Here is a 16,157-nt window from a genome sequence, read left to right on the forward strand (position 1 = left end):
ATCTGATTGTCCTGCTGGCCCTCATCGCCTTTGTCGCATTCGCGTTCGTGTTGAGTTTCCGACACGTGACACGCGAGATGGGAGGCGGCGCCGTCCAACGCTCGGGAACAACCAATTAGACAATGCTCTTGGCGATACCCCGATGACCCGACTGGAGGGCGAACCTTATGTTGAACAGCATTCTCTTGTTTCTGGTGCAGTTCGTGATCGTCGGTCCGATCACATCGCAGATCGATGCTCGGTTGAAACAGGCCCAGGCCCCTGCCGCATTGGTCGCCTCCGTTAATTCCTGCGTCAATGCGGCTTTGCCCGATCTAGCGAAGAGGATTTCTTCGCAACCGTCGCAGGGCATTTCACTGGCAGCGGAAATTTGGCTTCAGGGGGGTGGCTTTGAAGGAGCAATTCTCAAGGCCGCTCCGGAGTGTGCATCGCTGCTGCAAGCTGCGAAGCCCTTCTACCGCGGCACCAGCTGAAGCAGCTAGCGAACCTGGCCGTCGACGAGAGGCATTGACCTGAGACCCTTTTCTCCTCCGGTCTGAGGGAGAGTCCTGGGTTTCATTGATCTGAGACCAGTTGCTGGACCGCCGGAGGCTGGAGTTTCCGGCCTTCGATCACGGCGGTAGGCTGGGCGCTCCGCCGGGATTTTGCAGCAGGATCGGGGGCTTGTTGCCGATGGCCCCGTGCGGCCGATCCTCGTTGTAGTATCTGAGCCAAGCCTCCATCTTTTCGGCCGCATCCGCAAGTGTCAGGAACCAGTGCGTGTTCAGGCACTCGCTGCGAAAGCGGCCGTTGAACGCTTCTATGAAGGCGTTGTCGGTCGGTTTCCCTGGCCGTGAGAAGTCCAGGGTGACGCCCTTGGCATAGGCCCACAGGTCGAGGTCGCGGCTGACGAACTCGGAACCCTGATCGACCCGGATCGTCTTCGGATAGCCCAGTTTCGCACAGACCCTTTCGAGCGTGGCAACGACATTCTCGGCCCGGTAGCTGAAGCGCGGAGTGAATACCTGGCCGTGGTGATCGACCTGTTCTCCCGCCGTGTCATTGGCTGGTCCCTGCAGAGCCGGCAGGTCACCGATGTCGTGCTGCAGGCGTTGCTCATGGCGGTATGGCGACGGAAGCCGAAGACCACGGTCCTGGTCCACTCGGATCAAGGCTCCCAGTTCACCAGCATGGATTGGGCAGCCTTCCTGAAGCACCACAATCTTGAGCATTCGATGAGCCGGCGCGGGAACTGCCACGACAACGCCGTGGCAGAGAGCTTCTTCAATCTGCTCAAGCGCGAGCGAATCCGCCGCAAGATCTACCGGACGCGCGAGGAGGCAAGGCAGGACGTGTTCGACTACATCGAGATGTTCTACAACCCGAGGCGCAAGCACGCCAGGAACGGGATGCTGTCACCCGTCGAGTTCGAACGACAGCACCAGATGTAGCCCGAAGGCGTCCACGAAACTCGGGGCTATTCAGAACGACCGCCGGCGAGAAGCGCGAGAAGGTGTCGACCACCGTCAGAACCCGGATCTTGCGTACGCATACGACGAGGGCCGCAGGATACGTGCCTTCGCGCGAGCGCAGCGGGCTCTATGATGAGGTTGGTTGAAGTTCAGGCGGCTTGCTGATCGACGATTGTGTCGGCCTCGCGCAGGCGCTTCCACTCCCAGGGCAGCAGTTCGCGCAGACGTGAGACGGGGAGATCGGCGATGCGGGCCAGGACATCGGCGAGCCAGGCCTTCGGATCGACGTCGTTGAGGCGGGCCGTGGTGATCAGCGTGAGCATGACGGCGGCGCGATCGGCGCCGCGCTGCGAACCGGCGAAGGTCCAACTGCGTCGTCCCAGGGCGATGCCGCGCAGCGCTCTTTCTGCCGCGTTGTTGCTGAGGCAGATTCTGCCGTCGTCGAGGAAGCGGGCAAAGTCGCCCCAGCGCCTGAGCATGTAGTTGATCGGCTTCAGCACCTCGGCGGAGCGCGAGAGGGTTTCACGCTCGCGCAGCAGCCAAGCCTGCATGTCGTCGAGAAGCGGCTTGCTCTGCTCCTGGCGCACGGCCCGCCGCTCGTCGGGGCTGCGGCCGTTGATGGCACGCTCGATCTCGAACAGCGCATCGAGGCGTTTCACCGCCTCCAGCGCGATCGGGGAGACCGGCTTGCCGTTCTGGCCATCCCGGGCTTTTTTCGCGATGTCGGCCAGCTCGAAGAAGCCGCGCCGGGCATGGGCGAAGCAAAAGGCCGGCGTGATCGGCTGCTCCTTCCGCTTCGGGTCAAACAGCGGCTCGAAGCCTCCGTAGCAGTCGCACTGAAGGATGCCGGCGAACCCGGCCAGATGCTTCTGCGGGTGTTCGCCGCGCCGGTCGCTTGAGGCGTAATACACCGCTGCCGGCGGCGCAGGTCCGGCGAAGGGGCCATCATCGCGCACATAGCTCCAGATCCGCCCGGTCGCGCATTTTCCTTTCGCCAGGATCGGCACCGTCGTGTCGTCGCCATGAAGGCGCTCGGCCGCGAGGACGTGGGCCTCGATCAGGTCGAAGACCGGCTTCAGGGCGAAGGTGCCATGGCCGACCTGGTCGGCCAGCGTCGACAGCGGCAGGTCGATCCCCTCGGCCTTGAAGCGCGTACTCTGGCGGTTCAGCGGGATGTGCTGCCCGAACTTGTCGAAGACGATCGTCGCCAGCAACTGCGGACCGATGAAGCCGCGCGGCGTGGCATGGAACGGCGCCGGTGGCTGGCTGACCTTGCCGCAATCGCGGCAGGTGAACTTTTCGCGCACCGTCTCGATCAGCTTGAAGCGGCGCGGGATCTCCTCCAGCGTCTGCGTCACGTCCTCGCCCAGCTTCGACAGCCGCGAGCCGCCGCAGCAGGTGCAGGCCGTGGGAGGATCGATGACGACCCGCTCACGCTCGATATCCTCCGGCCAGGGTTTGCGCACCGGCCGCTTGCGCGTGAAGGCGCGCACGCCCTGGGTCTTCGCCGCCGCGGCGGCCGCAGCAAGCTCGTCCTCGCTCGCCGCGGTCACGAGCTCGTCGAGCTGAAGTTCCATCTGCTCGATCAGTCGCGCCGTGCGTTCGGAACGCTGGCCGTATTTCTCGCGCTTCAGCTTCTCGATCATCAGTTGCAGATGCGCGATCAGCGCCTCGGTGTCCGAGAGTTTCGCCTGAGCGCCGGCGGCCTGCGCGACCGCCAGATCGCGTTCGACCTGCAACGCCTCACGCTCCGCCAACAGCGCCATGTAGGCGCTCGCAAGGTCTGAAGGAAGAGCAACCGGCTTCAGCGTCACCAAGCCAGTGAATCAGATTTTGCCTGCGATTTCAAAAGCTAAATGCTAGCCGACCCGCGTCGGGCGCCAGGTTTCCTGCGGATTTCGCCAGTCGATTCCGGACAGTAGATAACCCATCTGTGCCGTCGAGATCGTCACCGTCCCGTCCGCCGGGCTCGGCCACAAAAAGCGTCCCCGTTCCAGCTTTTTCGTGAACAGGCAGGCGCCCTGGCCATCATGCCAAATCACCTTCAAAAGGTCGCCCCGACGCCCCCGGAAGCAGAAGAGATGCCCGCTCAGCGGATCCCGGCGAAGCACTTCCTGAACCTGCAACGACAGGCCCGGGAAGCCGCGGCGCATGTCCGTATAGCCTGTCGCAAGCCAGACCCGCACGCCCGTCGGAACCGGGATCACCGCAGCGTTTCCAGGCCGCGCACAATCCGCAGCAGTGCCTCGACGTCGACGCTCTGGTCCACGATCACCCGCCGCCCGTTTACCGTCACGAGCTCGATCCGACCGCTGCCCTCCGCCAGCAGCGGGCCGCTCGTCGCCGCGACCTCCGGCACGATCACGGCCGGAACAAATCCTGCGCTTGAAAGCGGACCGAACCGCCCGGCCCGCGCCGCATCGCGCCAGTCGTTCAGCTGCGCGCGCGTGATCCCGTACTTGCGGGCCGTTGCAGAGCCCAGGCGCCGACCTGAATAGCTCTCCTCGACGATCCGCAGCTTCACTTCATCGCTGAAGCGCCGTCGAGCGCCCCTCTCAACGATCTCGAGCCGGCTGATCGGTGTGTCTGTATAGACGTCCATACAGACGTTTTCTCACCGCAAAGCCTCAATTCTCAAGACGGCCGCCCTCGGAGAGATACGATCTTGCGACCTGTAGCGAGCTGATCATGGACAAAGTCCATCGCCCAGACATCGTTCGGCCGCGTCGCCGGCGCACGATCCTCGCGCAGCTTCGCCCTGACCCGGCGCTTGGGCGTCTTGTTCCGGAGCTGCAAGCCTAACTCATTGTAGATCCTTCGAATCCGCTTCTGATTGACATGCCAGCCCTCGCGCCGCAGCAGCACGTCGACACGGCGATAGCCATAGCGAACGCGGGTCTCGCAGATCGCCTTGATCCGGGCTGCCAAGGGGGCCTGGTCGGGCCGGCACGATTTGTAGTGATAGCTCGACGTGTCGAATTCCAGGACCGCACAGGCCCGCCGGATCGACACCTGCCATTCGCCACAGATCACGTCGACAAGCTCGCGCTTGCGACCAGGCCTCAGAGCTTTCGGCGGATGACGTCCTGCAGCATCTCGCGGTCCAGCGCGAGATCAGCGACCAGCTTGCGCAGCTTCGCGTTCTCGTCCTCGAGCTGCTTCAGCCGGCGCATCTCGGCCGGCAGCAGCCCCTCGTACTTCTTCTTCCAATTAAAGTAGGTCGCCTGGCTGATTCCGGCCCGCCGGCAGATCTCCGCCACCGGAATCCCGTCCGCGCCCTGCTTCAGAATGAACGCCTTCTGCGCGTCCGAGAACTTCGAATCCTTCATCGCCTTCCGCTCCTCCCAGCCCAAGGGAAACGACGCGGAAAACTCTAGCTCAAAGCGATCCAGTTTTAAGGGCTCAGATCAGCATCACGCTGGCCGATCGCCTGACATCCAATGTGGCGGCCCGCGACATTTCCGGGCCTCAAGTACGATCGTGCGGCCAATTCGAGGGGCTCATTGGCCCCCCCGCCGCGAACAGCCCTCCAATCAACAACTGCAAGCCTTTGCAGCTCGAGTTATCGTTTCACAAACCAGTAGCTGATCAACTGGTCTCGGTCTGTCCGGATAGTCGCTGCAATTCGTTTGGGCTCGCCTCACTTAGCATGAGCTTCAGGACGTTTTCATAGGTCCGCGTCAGTTGAGCAATGTTGATGAGTTCGTAGGCGCCGACCACATTCGATTTTTCGAGGAAGCCCGGAGCCAGGTTCGCTTGAACGCTCCTAGGCACCTCGGAAATAGCGTTGTAGAGGTTGTTTCCCTCCGGCCTGATGGCTCGGCTGTCTTGAAACTCAACCACTTTCAGATGGCCCAACAGCCTGTTCCCAGCCACAACAGCGCCATCGGCTGAAATGGAAACAGGTCCGTCGGATTTCAGCGCTCGCAGACTGCCGCTCGAAGCCGCGACTGGGAGCCCGGCTCTATTTACTAATACTCCGTCGGCCCGCACGACGAATGAGCCATCTTTCGTGTAACGCTGTCCGACCGGGGTATCAATTGCGAACCATCCGGCTCCCCTTATCGCCACATCAGTTGGGTTTCCGGTTGATTCGATTTTACCACCGGTTAAATCTAAAACTTCAGCGCCGGCGGAAACCATGGATATTGTAGACGATTTGGTTGGGCCATCGCCCGCTTCAACTTCTTTCTTCATATACTCGCGAAAGTTTTGCTTGATTCCCCGGTATCCGGGAGTGTCGACATTCGCAACATTTGAGGCGGTGCGGTCGACATGACGCTGTATGGCCAAGAGTTGCGAGAGATGAATCATGTCCTTTGACGACACAGCCCATAACCTCGCTGTATTCTCGCTTGTTTGCCGGGTGCAAGCTAATAACCGATCAACGGCAAGCAGAAACAGAGATTAAGCCGCCCGTTTCCGCCGATGATATCCCGACGACCGCAGCTACGCATGTGATAAACTTCACATGAACGTAAAATTAGTCCAAAACTACCTAATGCTCGTTCCACCCCCTGCCTGATCCGCCTCGAAGACGGTTGCTACGGCGAACTAGCTTCGGTCGTTACGGTTAGAGCGCGGCCGCTAGCCGCCTGCGGGATACTCTCCAAACGCGTACCCCAACCCAGCGCGTGAGAGAGCTCCGCAAATCTGGCTCTCGCGTCGGACCAAGCTTGAACAAAATCGAAAAGCTCGCGCAGAGCAGGAGCAATTTCTCGATAAGCAGCCAGCGCCGCCACCAATGCTCCAAGCGAAAGCCGCCCTTGAAGAACCAAGTACCCGCCGATAGTAAAGAAGAAAAATGGAGTCAGATTCGACGTATAATTATATACGGTTTTAAATCTCGCTTTCAAATCCCAAATTTCACATCGAATTTGCTCCAGGCTGCGCACCTTCTGCGAAAATTCACCTATCGCCGGCCTCTCAGAATTTGCCCCGCGCTCAATCATCAAGGAGGAATTGAGATCGCGCGTCGAATATACTCTATCTCGGATTTTTGCGTTTATTCGCCGCTGGATTCGAGGAAGGAGGGCGATTTGGACAGGCAACATTACGAGAGCTGCCATCGCCAGCGCGATGTCTTGAATGAAAAGAAATACAAGACTGGTCAGCAGCGTCCCACCTTGGATAAGCGGGACCACCACGAGGCTTCCACCCAAATAACCAATCGGCTCGCATTCTTGGATCGCGATTGCCGAAAGGGTTGACCTACTTGCATGACCGTTAGCCCGCCGCCCCCGTCGCACGACCGCCAGTCGAATGCGCCTTACAATGCGCTCGTTGATGCGACCGCCAATTATCTTTGCGATATATTTGACGTAATTACTTACGCTTATCACCGCCAGGTATGAGGCGCAGAGCAGCAGGAGGTATTCGACCGCACTAAGGTTGAACCCTAGCACCTTCGCGCTCACGAATTTATCGACCAAAACACCATTAACGATATGTTTTGGCAGTAAAAGCGCCATGTATCCGAGCGGGATAGTAATCAAAGAAACGGCCACTAAGCGAACCTGCAGTGAAATGGTGTTCTTTACCGCAAACCGCTCCAGATCCTGAATTATTCCCAGCTGCCTCTCGGAGGAAGAATTGCTGAGAGCATCCGATAGGCGCCAAATAAAACCCGACACCAGCTGGAATATCGCAACGACAAGACCGATTGGCGCAACAAACAAAACCAGCGCGAAAATTGGCAGCATCCATTTATGGTCGTCCGGAACGTGAACCCAGACAACCTTATGCATAAGGGTGTATACTAAGTCGATGTATGTTGAACCTGTGAACATTGGCTTCTGTTGGACTGACAATCTCTTGCGCGGGAGCACCTAAGGCTCATTGAGGCAGCGAGGTCGCGCTATATTCTGAGGTTTCGATGGTCTATCGACGCACCTCGAAACCTCTCAAGCGCCTGAGCGAGCGCCTGTGACATCAGGCGCGGCTTATTCTAAATTCTAAGCCCATTCCTCGTGAGTGAATTGGACACCAGTGTTGTGTTTATGAGTTGAACTACTGCCCTCCGGGAATCTGAAGACCCCAAGGCTTATCTCTGACTTGCTGATAATGCTTTCGGGCGTCGTAAATCTCGGCCTTCAACGCAAGCGTTTTGGCTGATAGTTTTCCGATTGAAGATAGAACGGCATATGATGAAACCACGCGATCGCGCTGGGCAGTGACGAGCGATGAACGCGCTATGACAAGCTCCTGTTGAGCGTTCAGAACATCGAGCGTCGTACGTTGACCAACCTTCGCCTCCTCTCGGACGCCAGCGAGAGCCGTTTCCGCCGCGCGGACTTGTGACTGCGCCGCCGCGATCTGCGCCTTAGCAGCTTCATATCCGCCCCAGGACGAGATCACCGCCGCCCTTATCGTATCCCGTTGAGCATCTACCTCGATGCGGCGTTGACCTGCCGTTTCCTTCGCCTGCCTTGTCCTCGCATAAACGGCGCCCCCTTCGTAGATTGGGATGGTAAGCGAGCCAACCAGGCTCGCCGACAGCTGCCTGTCGCCGAAGTACTGGGTGTCATTTCTATTTTGGACTATTCCTCTGATGTTAACTGAAGGGGCGAGGTCACTCTGACTTACCTTCACATTTAACTCCGCTGCATCTACGCCGTGCATTGCGGCAAGCACCGCTGGATGTTGCACGAGCGCCGCCGACACGGCAGACGTCAGGTTTTTGGGGAGCATATTCTCAATCGTACGGCCCGGCGCCAGACGTGACGGTTCCGCGCCAATATTCTGCCGGTATTTCGCGACGGAACTCTTGAGGTTAGCCTCAGCCAGAATTTCTTGGGAGCTGGCCGCAGATTTCCTTGCTTCAGATTGAGCAATATCTGTCCGGGTGACTTCCCCCGCCGAATACCTGCTTTTGGTCTGATCGACCTGCTGAGAAAGAACTTCGACGTTGTTGCGGTTGAGCTCCAGAATTGCGGTGTCCCGGAGCACGTTCATGTAGGATGTGACCGCATCCAAAAGGACGTTCTGCTCGGTATTGTCGAGTCGTGCGCGGGCTCCAAGCACCTGGGACTCCGCTGCGCCAACAGCGCTACGTGTACGCCCCCCGTCAAACAGCATTTGGTCCACCTGTAGGCCAACGCCGCGAGGCGCCATCCGATCAGTGGAGCGCGTCCCGGGGCCCCCGGCGAGACTCGGTACCCTCTCGCCTGTGATGCTGGCACCGATATCGGCGGAGGCGGTAATCTTTGGCCGATATCCCGACATCGCCTGAGGGACGTCTTCGTCGACCGCGCGAACAGACGCACGCTCTGCGTTTAGAATAGGATTCGAGACGTAGGCTCGGGCAAGAGCGGCATCTAAAGTCTGGGATGAGCTACTCCCGCTGAAGGCGAAGGTAAATGCGAGCACCAAAGTGCTTCGACCGAGGCGAGCGCGGTCGCGCGTAGTCAGTTCCATCTGCTTCATCTCACTCGGCCGGAACAGGAATGGAATTTTGGTCGGAAGGTTCGACACCGTGCGGGCGCTCGGCGCGCTTGGCCCCGAAGAGGGCGTAGAGCGAGGGCAAGACAATCAGCGTTAAGAGGGTTGCGCTGATCAGTCCGCCAATCACCACCGTCGCGAGTGGTCGCTGGACTTCTGCACCGGTGCCTGTGGCCAAGGCCATGGGGACAAATCCCAGCGAGGCAACGAGAGCAGTCATGGCAACCGGTCGAAGCCTGGTCATTGCCCCTTCAAAGATGGCTTCTTTGACCGCTCGTCCTTCCTCGGCCAGCTGCTTGATGAATGTGAGCATCACCAAGCCGTTCAGTACCGCCACGCCCGACAAGGCGATGAAGCCAACCGCCGCCGATACCGAGAAAGGCATCCCGCGTAGCCAGAGCGCAATGATGCCCCCCGTTAGCGCCAATGGAACTGCAGAGAACACGAGGAGAGCGTCTCTCGCGGACCGCAAGGCCTGATAGAGAAGCAAGAAGATCAGGAAGAAGCACGCCGGCACGACGATCATCAGACGCTGACGGGCGGCGGCAAGATTCTCGAATTGCCCGCCCCACGTGATCCACGAGCCTGTCGGGATCTTCACGCTCGTCGCGACCTTAGACTGCGCCTCGCCGACAACTGATGCGATGTCGCGGCCACGCACATTGGCGGTAACGACGATGCGCCGCTTCCCGTTCTCTCGACTGATCTGATTCGGGCCCTCCGAGAAGGAGAACTCGGCGATCTGCTTGAGGGGAACAGAGCTCGGCGCGGAGCCTGCAGCGACCGCCGGTATTGGCACGGGCAGATTCTGCAGAGCCTCGAGATCGTCGCGAACGCGATCCGGAAGGCGTACCACGATGTCAAAGCGGCGGTCGCCTTCGAACACCACGCCCGCCTCGCGCCCGCCTATGGCGGCCCCGATGACGTCCTGCACGGCGAAATGGCTCAGCCCCAGACGCGCGATTTCACCCTTGTTGATTTTGATCTCAAGGAAGGGAAGCCCGGATACCTGCTCAACCTTCACGTCCTCTGCGCCTTGCACCGTGCGGAGAGCCGAGGCAATCGCATTGGCAGTGGGCAGCATGGTCTCAAAGTTTTCGCCGAACACCTTAACTGCGAGGTCTCCTCGCGTACCGGCGAGCAGCTCATTGAAGCGCATCTGGATTGGCTGCGTAAATTCGTAGTTGTGACCCGCAACCTTCTCAACAGCCTCTTGGATCTGCGAAATGAGATCCTGTTTTGAAAGACTGGGATCCGGCCACTGATCCTGCGGCTTCAAGATGATGAAATTGTCAGTGACATTCGGCGGCATCGGATCGGCCGCTACCTCAGCCGTACCCGTCTTCGAATAGACGAAGGCGACCTGAGGGAATTTGCTCACGACCTTCTCGATGGAAAGCTGCATTTCTTGGGATTGCGACAGCGAGGTCGACGGGATGCGCATCGCGTGCATCGCGATGTTCTTCTCGTCTAACTGCGGAATGAACTCCTGCCCCAACCGGGTGAACAGGAGGCCAGCCACCACGAAGAGCCCGATAGCACCAAAAACGAATGGGAGCGGACGCCGAATGGCTAGGGAGAGGCCTGGGCGATAAATTCGCTTGAGCCAGCGAACCAGAAACACATCCTTCTCTTCGACGCGGCCGGTGATCACGATCGCAATCAACGCAGGAACGAAAGTCAGCGAAAGGATGAAGGCGGCAACGAGCGCAATGATGACCGTCAACGCCATCGGCGCAAACATCTTGCCCTCCACTCCAGTGAAGGTAAGGAGCGGAACGTAGACAAGAATGATGATCGCCTGACCATAAACCGACGGCTTAATCATCTCTTCAGCAGACTTGTGGACGGTCTCCAGTCGCTCGCTGAGCGTCAGCCTTCTGCCAATTTCGTGTTGCTTCTCAGCTAAGTGCCTCAGAGAATTTTCGGCGATGATGACGGCACCATCTACGATCAGGCCGAAGTCCAATGCTCCTAGTGACATCAGGTTGGCGCTGATCTTCCACTGCACCATTCCGGTCATGGTCATTAGCATCGCAACCGGGATCACAAGCGCGGTAATAACTGCAGCCCTGATATTTCCGAGCAACAGGAACAACACGGCGATAACCAGAAATGCTCCTTCAGCGAGGTTTTTAGAAACGGTCTTTACCGTTGCATCTACCAGCTGGGTTCGGTTCAGGACCGTCTTGATTTCCAAAGAAGGCGGAAGGCCGCGCGAAATCTCTTTCATCTTTTCATCGACGGCGGCCGACACTTGCCGGCTGTTAGCGCCGATCAGCATCAACGCCGTGCCGACAACGGCTTCCTTGCCGTTTTCCGAGGCGGAGCCGGTCCGAAGCTCACGTCCGATACCAACGGTCGCGATATCCTTGATCCGCACCGGAATGCCGCCGCGCGTAGCGACGACTACGTTCCCAATTTCCTCCATGCTTTCGATGCGGCCGGCCGATCGCACGACATAGCCTTCACCGTTGCGTTCGAGATAACCGGCGCCACGGTTTTGATTGTTCGTCTCCAGCGCATCGGCCACGTCCTTAAAGTTGAGGCCGAGTGCGATCAGTTTTGCCGGATCCGGCTGAACCTGGTACTGCTTTTTGTATCCGCCGATCACGTCGACGCCGGCCACTCCGGTGACGGTTTTCAGTTGTGGGCCGACAATCCAATCCTGAATCGTCCTCAAATATGCCGATCTCTCGAAGTCATTCTTGAGACGCTGGCCTTCGGGTGTGAGGTAGGTTCCGTCTGATTGCCAACCAGGCTGACCATTCTTGATGGAGGCAGGGTCCGCAGGCAGATAGTGAACCGTCCACATGTAGATCTCGCCGAGGCCGGTCGAGATTGGTCCCATATGCACTTCTGCACCGGGCGGCAGGTTGGCCTTGGCTCCGCTGATCCGTTCGTTCACTTGCTGCCGCGCAAAGTATAAATCCGTAGCCTCAGAGAAAACGGCCGTTACCTGGGCGAAGCCGTTCCGAGACAAAGAGCGTGTATATTGTAGCCCAGGGATGCCCGCGAGCGACGTTTCGAGCGGATAAGTAACTTGCTTTTCGACATCGAACGGCGAGAGCGAGGGCACGACCGCGTTAACTTGAACCTGATTGTTGGTGATGTCAGGCACAGCATCGATCGGCAGTTTAGTCAGGGACCAAATACCGATTGCTGCGAAGCAGAGCGACACCAGCAGGACAAGCCAGCGCTGGTGAACCGAAAAATGAAGAACGCGGGATATCATCGGAAATTTCTCATCCCAATCAGTGAGCGTGCTTGGCTTCGGCTTTGCCGACTTCGGCCTTCAGCACGAAAGAATTCGTGATCGCTATGGTTTCCCCAGCGTCTAGGCCAAATTTTACCTCTGCATGCTCATCATCTGATTTTCCAAGAACGACGACTCTCTTTTCGAATCCCTCGCTCGTTCTCACGAAGACAACCTGCTCTCCGCCTATGTTTTGAACAGCTCCGCGCGCGATTCTGAGATCAACTCTTTCCTCAGCCGCGGTTACTTGTGCTGTTACAAACGAACCAGGCCGCCAGGTCAGGTCGGAATTCTCGACCGATGCGATCACACGAGCGGACCGTGTCTCGGGATTCAACATTGGACTCACGAAGACGATACGGCCTTTCGAGGCGGGCGAAGCCCCTGATGAAATCTGCACGGCTTGGCCATTCTTGATCATCGGAAGTTCGGACGTCGGAACAGCCAGCTCGATCCAGACTGTCTGGAGATCGGCGACGACGTAGACTTCCTTACTCTCGCCTTCACCGCCCATGGGAGAACCCAGGTTTACGAGGCGCTCAACAACTTGCCCGGCGATTGGCGAGCGGATCGAGTAGCGCTGCAGCCCCGGCGCTTCCGTGCCAGGCGCACTTTGGGCTTCGTTCGCACCTGCTCGAAGAGACGCGGTCCGCTTTTCAAGTGTCCCGATGTCATCGTCGGTCAGCCCGAGCGCCTGCAATTTCTGAATCGAAAGTTGCACACGCAGCTGCGCCTCAATTAACGTGTTTCGCGACCGAAGATATTGATTTTCGGCAGATATTTTCTTGTCCCAAAGCGATTTATCGCGTTCAAACAAGGTCTGCTGCAACTCCAGATTTGTGCGCGCCGCGTAGTATTCGCTTTTTGCTTCAGCGACTTCACGGCTATCAAGAATCGCGACGATCTCGCCTTTCTTTACCTCGTCGCCCAATCGCTTGCGGAGCTCCGCGACAGTGCCAACTACGCGACCAGCGATGCGCGCCATACGATCGGGATCTGTCTGCACAGTTCCAGGAACGACAATGTGCAGGCCAAGCACGCCGGGTTCGGCCTGCCCCAGTTTGATTTTGGCCTGCTGAATCTGCTCCGGCGACATCTTGATGTTGCCCTCAGATTCCTCGTCTTCTCCTTCTGCGGCGCCGCCGCCCGGCGCCGCGCTTTCGGCGCCCGCCTTTGGCGACGACAGCGCAGATGTTACTGCAACGCGAATCCCACCGGGTATGTCGAGCAAGAGGGAGCCAGAAGCTACGCCTAACCCGACAATTGTCGAATATAGTAGAGTCCTCTTCATTGTTATTTACCCCGGTGTAATCGACATTGAAAGGAGATTTAGCCTACGACACTTCTGACTGAATCCCTTCAGCCTGCGAATAAATGCTACTTCGCGTCGATATTGTATCTGGCTTTGCCCAGCTCGTGGCTGTCTGATTTTAGTGTAACGGTTGCCCGAAACTTGGAATCGAACTGAAAGTCGATACGGCTGGCCAGCTTATTTTCGCCAGCGGGGCGCAACTCGACAATCTTTGTTTCGTTGCCTTTCGCGAGAACTGCTGCTGTCGCGGAATATTGCGATGCGTCGACCTTCTGCTCACTCTCGTCTATCAAGTAGAGCGTTACTGTCCCCTGTTTGACGACGAGCTCGCCTTCAAATTTGCCGATCGACTGGACTTGACCGCCGTTCGCTGCGTGGGAATGACCTTTTTCTGCGCTCGCGTGACCCGCGAAAATTAGACCAAGAGTCAATGCACCCAGAGACGCCGTGCGCCTGGAGATCAACGCCGATCCGGTAGCGACTTGATTTGAATTAGACATAGATTTTGCTCCATTTCGGCCGACCGAGATTGATCGGTTCTCGCACTGGATTTTTCGGAAACTTCAGGCGACCTCAGCCGCGGCCATATATTAGCAGGCGCACGGCGCTTCCTCTGTGAAGTCATTCACTTCGGCGCGCGGCTTCCATGGCATTCTGCCAGTATTTTTCTTCGAGCCGGGGCATCTAAATGTTTGTGATGAAACATTATAACGCTCTATTGAGCTCAGAGCGCGTAGTTGAGACGGCGCCTCGATGTTCGGATGAAGAAAGATCTCCAAGATATGCGTCGACCACAGATTGAATCTCATCGATTTCATCGATGAATATCTTTCCGCGGGACTGGCGAATTATTCCGTCCTTCGCGAGCTGGTTGAGTTGCTTAGTTACTGTCTCACGCTGTGAGGCGACACGCCTAGCGAGCTCTGCATGCGTAGGGGCTGGCGAAACCACGCAGGCTCCACTTCCGATACCGCTGCAAAGCCTTAGAAGCTCAGCGCAGAGCCGTGCCTTCATGGGAAGAACTCGGCTCTCAATGTGAAGGCGATTTAGTGCCCTAACTCGATCACAGAGCTTCTTCGTAAAATCAAACGAGAAATCGGGAGAGCACTTCAATATCTCAATGAACTGGCTTCGACGCAGAACGATAACGGTAGTGTCAGTGATCGCCTCGTAGCAGATGTCCAGGTTGTACCCATCAATTGCAGAGAGATCACCAATATAATCGCCTGTGGTCAGATCGCTGAACAGAGCGTCATCCCCTTGAGGCCCCGTATAGAACGGTCGGACAATTCCGGCTTCGATCCTATAAACGGTGTCCGGAACCTCATCCGGATGCCTGATGATTTCCTTGGCAGCGAACTTCTTCCTGGGAGCCTTTTGTAAATCAAACCCGCCACCGACGTGGTGGATATGAGAGCATGCGTATTGGACAGACATTTCATTTTACCGTGTGCGCTTCGATGCAGCTTGACGGTGCTCATTTTGTTCGGGGCAAAGCTTCGCCATGCCCAACCATTGCCAATGAGTGCAGCTGTCAGTGCTTCGAAATTTGAGAATTGGCTCGCTGCTAAGCTGAGCCAGCTCACACTACGCGCGCGGTGGGCGCTTCAACTTGGACGGCAGATAAACAACCGCCGGTGCCGGAAGCGCGAGATACGGCTCGGCTCGAACGTCCGCGCTCCCAAACTCGACGTCGGCCGTTGAGCACATCGTGTGACACGCGATGTCGCAGCACTTTTCAGACTGCGCCGTCCCACTGCAACCCGTTGATTGCGAGGAATCCAAGCAGGCCAACGCCGTCTCCACCCTGGCAATCTCTTTTTGTATGTGAGATCGCGCGCCCTTAGCCGCAGGGGCCTCGTAAGCGCGCGCGAGGCTCACGGCCGCGCGGTCGCGTGCAGCGTAAGGAGCAACAGCACTTAGGCAGGCTCCGAGCAAGGCGATCGCCAAGAGACACACATCAAGAACACGACGAAGGCGCGAGCGTCGCGCCCCTGTCTGTTCTCTCGTGTGAATCCTTCGGTGCATCATGTCTCTCGGTGCATAAAAGCTCGGTGCTCGATATAGGGGATCACCACGCAAACTCAAGTGAACAAATTCACCCGCCGAGACGACGAGGGAGAAACGGCATCTGAACTTGCTATTTCGAAGTTATGATAAGCCATTTCAGAGGCTGATTCGGCGCGAATTTCACGGGAAAATCGTTCTGATCGCCAATTTCTTAATGCGACAACGGATCGCGGCTGGATAAATATTTTGTTACTAGGCGCCATTTCGCCATATTACTTGATGTGCGTTCACAATATCGAATCACACCGAATGCACGGATAGCCGCGGCAATTGGATCGCAAGCTTGATAAGACCTCTAGCAACTAGAGGCTCAAGCGCTTTTTTTGGAGACCTGGCAGCGGCCGCGCCACCCTAGGAGTGAAGGCTAATCGCCTAAACGGCCGTCCTCGACCTCGCGCAAACGCCGTCACGGATGAGATTGCTCTGATTTGGTCAGATTGAGCGACGTCTCACGGATATGTCCGGCGCTCGGCAATTCGGCCGTCCACGCATTTGGGGCGAATTGCCGCAACACAAGATGTCAAACGGCGCGCAATGTTGCCCCCCGATCGGCGTCCAATATTGACCCCTTGATGAGCTGTGGCGGTCAGGAGGCGGCGCGGCGGAGCTGGTTTGGGTTGCACAGCCG

Annotated in this window: 11 protein-coding genes and 3 pseudogenes; 2 read left to right on the forward strand and 12 right to left on the reverse strand. The window is 57.8% G+C overall.

Features of this window, described 5'->3' with window-relative positions:
• Positions 1-167: 167 nt before the first annotated feature.
• Positions 168-473 carry a hypothetical protein gene (locus tag WFK61_RS24905; RefSeq protein WP_336814744.1) on the forward strand — a complete coding sequence of 102 codons (306 nt, stop codon included), beginning with the start codon at positions 168-170 and terminating at the stop codon, positions 471-473.
• A 138-nt stretch (positions 474-611) separates the two neighbouring features.
• Here the strand turns inward: WFK61_RS24905 and WFK61_RS24910 are convergent.
• Positions 612-1,004 (reverse strand): annotated as a pseudogene (locus WFK61_RS24910) (integrase core domain-containing protein); the annotation flags it as partial.
• On the opposite strand from WFK61_RS24910, the pseudogene WFK61_RS24915 reads away from it, so the two are divergent.
• Positions 1,002-1,430: pseudogene (locus tag WFK61_RS24915) on the forward strand (IS3 family transposase); the annotation flags it as partial. The pseudogenes WFK61_RS24910 and WFK61_RS24915 sit on opposite strands and share 3 nt — an antisense overlap.
• 170 nt (positions 1,431-1,600) lie before the next feature.
• Here the strand turns inward: WFK61_RS24915 and tnpC are convergent.
• From tnpC to WFK61_RS24970, 11 genes and pseudogenes are all read right to left on the reverse strand, one after another.
• Positions 1,601-3,265: an IS66 family transposase gene (gene tnpC / locus WFK61_RS24920; RefSeq protein WP_336814755.1), complete on the reverse strand. Its 1,665-nt coding sequence runs from the start codon at positions 3,263-3,265 to the stop codon at positions 1,601-1,603.
• A 45-nt stretch (positions 3,266-3,310) separates the two neighbouring features.
• On the reverse strand, positions 3,311-3,658 hold the full coding sequence (tnpB, locus tag WFK61_RS24925; protein WP_336814745.1) for an IS66 family insertion sequence element accessory protein TnpB: 348 nt from the start codon (positions 3,656-3,658) through the stop codon (positions 3,311-3,313).
• Positions 3,655-4,053, reverse strand: coding sequence for an IS66-like element accessory protein TnpA (gene tnpA / locus WFK61_RS24930; protein ID WP_336814746.1), 399 nt, complete (start codon positions 4,051-4,053; stop codon positions 3,655-3,657). The genes tnpB and tnpA overlap by 4 nt, the downstream gene beginning before the upstream one ends.
• A 59-nt stretch (positions 4,054-4,112) precedes the next feature.
• Positions 4,113-4,780, reverse strand: a pseudogene (locus tag WFK61_RS24935) (transposase); the annotation flags it as partial.
• Positions 4,781-5,039: 259 nt separating this feature from the next.
• A complete protein-coding gene (locus tag WFK61_RS24940) occupies positions 5,040-5,765 on the reverse strand; it encodes a flagellar hook-basal body complex protein (protein WP_336814747.1) in 726 nt (241 codons plus the stop codon).
• A gap of 230 nt (positions 5,766-5,995) precedes the next feature.
• The gene (locus WFK61_RS24945; protein ID WP_336814748.1) at positions 5,996-7,153 is read right to left on the reverse strand and encodes an ABC transporter ATP-binding protein; all 1,158 of its coding nucleotides are present in this window, start codon (positions 7,151-7,153) and stop codon (positions 5,996-5,998) included.
• A gap of 307 nt (positions 7,154-7,460) precedes the next feature.
• On the reverse strand, positions 7,461-8,876 hold the full coding sequence (locus WFK61_RS24950) for a TolC family outer membrane protein (protein ID WP_336814749.1): 1,416 nt from the start codon (positions 8,874-8,876) through the stop codon (positions 7,461-7,463).
• A gap of 1 nt (position 8,877) precedes the next feature.
• Positions 8,878-12,126 (reverse strand): efflux RND transporter permease subunit, encoded by a 3,249-nt coding sequence (locus WFK61_RS24955; RefSeq protein ID WP_336814750.1) that lies wholly within the window; start codon positions 12,124-12,126, stop codon positions 8,878-8,880.
• A 19-nt stretch (positions 12,127-12,145) separates the two neighbouring features.
• Positions 12,146-13,378: an efflux RND transporter periplasmic adaptor subunit gene (locus WFK61_RS24960; RefSeq protein WP_336814751.1), complete on the reverse strand. Its 1,233-nt coding sequence runs from the start codon at positions 13,376-13,378 to the stop codon at positions 12,146-12,148.
• 146 nt (positions 13,379-13,524) lie between these two features.
• On the reverse strand, positions 13,525-13,959 hold the full coding sequence (locus tag WFK61_RS24965) for an adenylosuccinate synthase (RefSeq protein ID WP_336814752.1): 435 nt from the start codon (positions 13,957-13,959) through the stop codon (positions 13,525-13,527).
• A gap of 205 nt (positions 13,960-14,164) precedes the next feature.
• Entirely contained in the window at positions 14,165-14,896 is a 732-nt protein-coding gene (locus tag WFK61_RS24970) for a Crp/Fnr family transcriptional regulator (protein ID WP_336814753.1), read from the reverse strand.
• Between the last annotated feature and the right edge of the window lie 1,261 nt (positions 14,897-16,157).

It is taken from the genome of Allobosea sp. MMO-172 (assembly GCF_037147855.1).
Classification (GTDB): domain Bacteria; phylum Pseudomonadota; class Alphaproteobacteria; order Rhizobiales; family Beijerinckiaceae; genus Allobosea.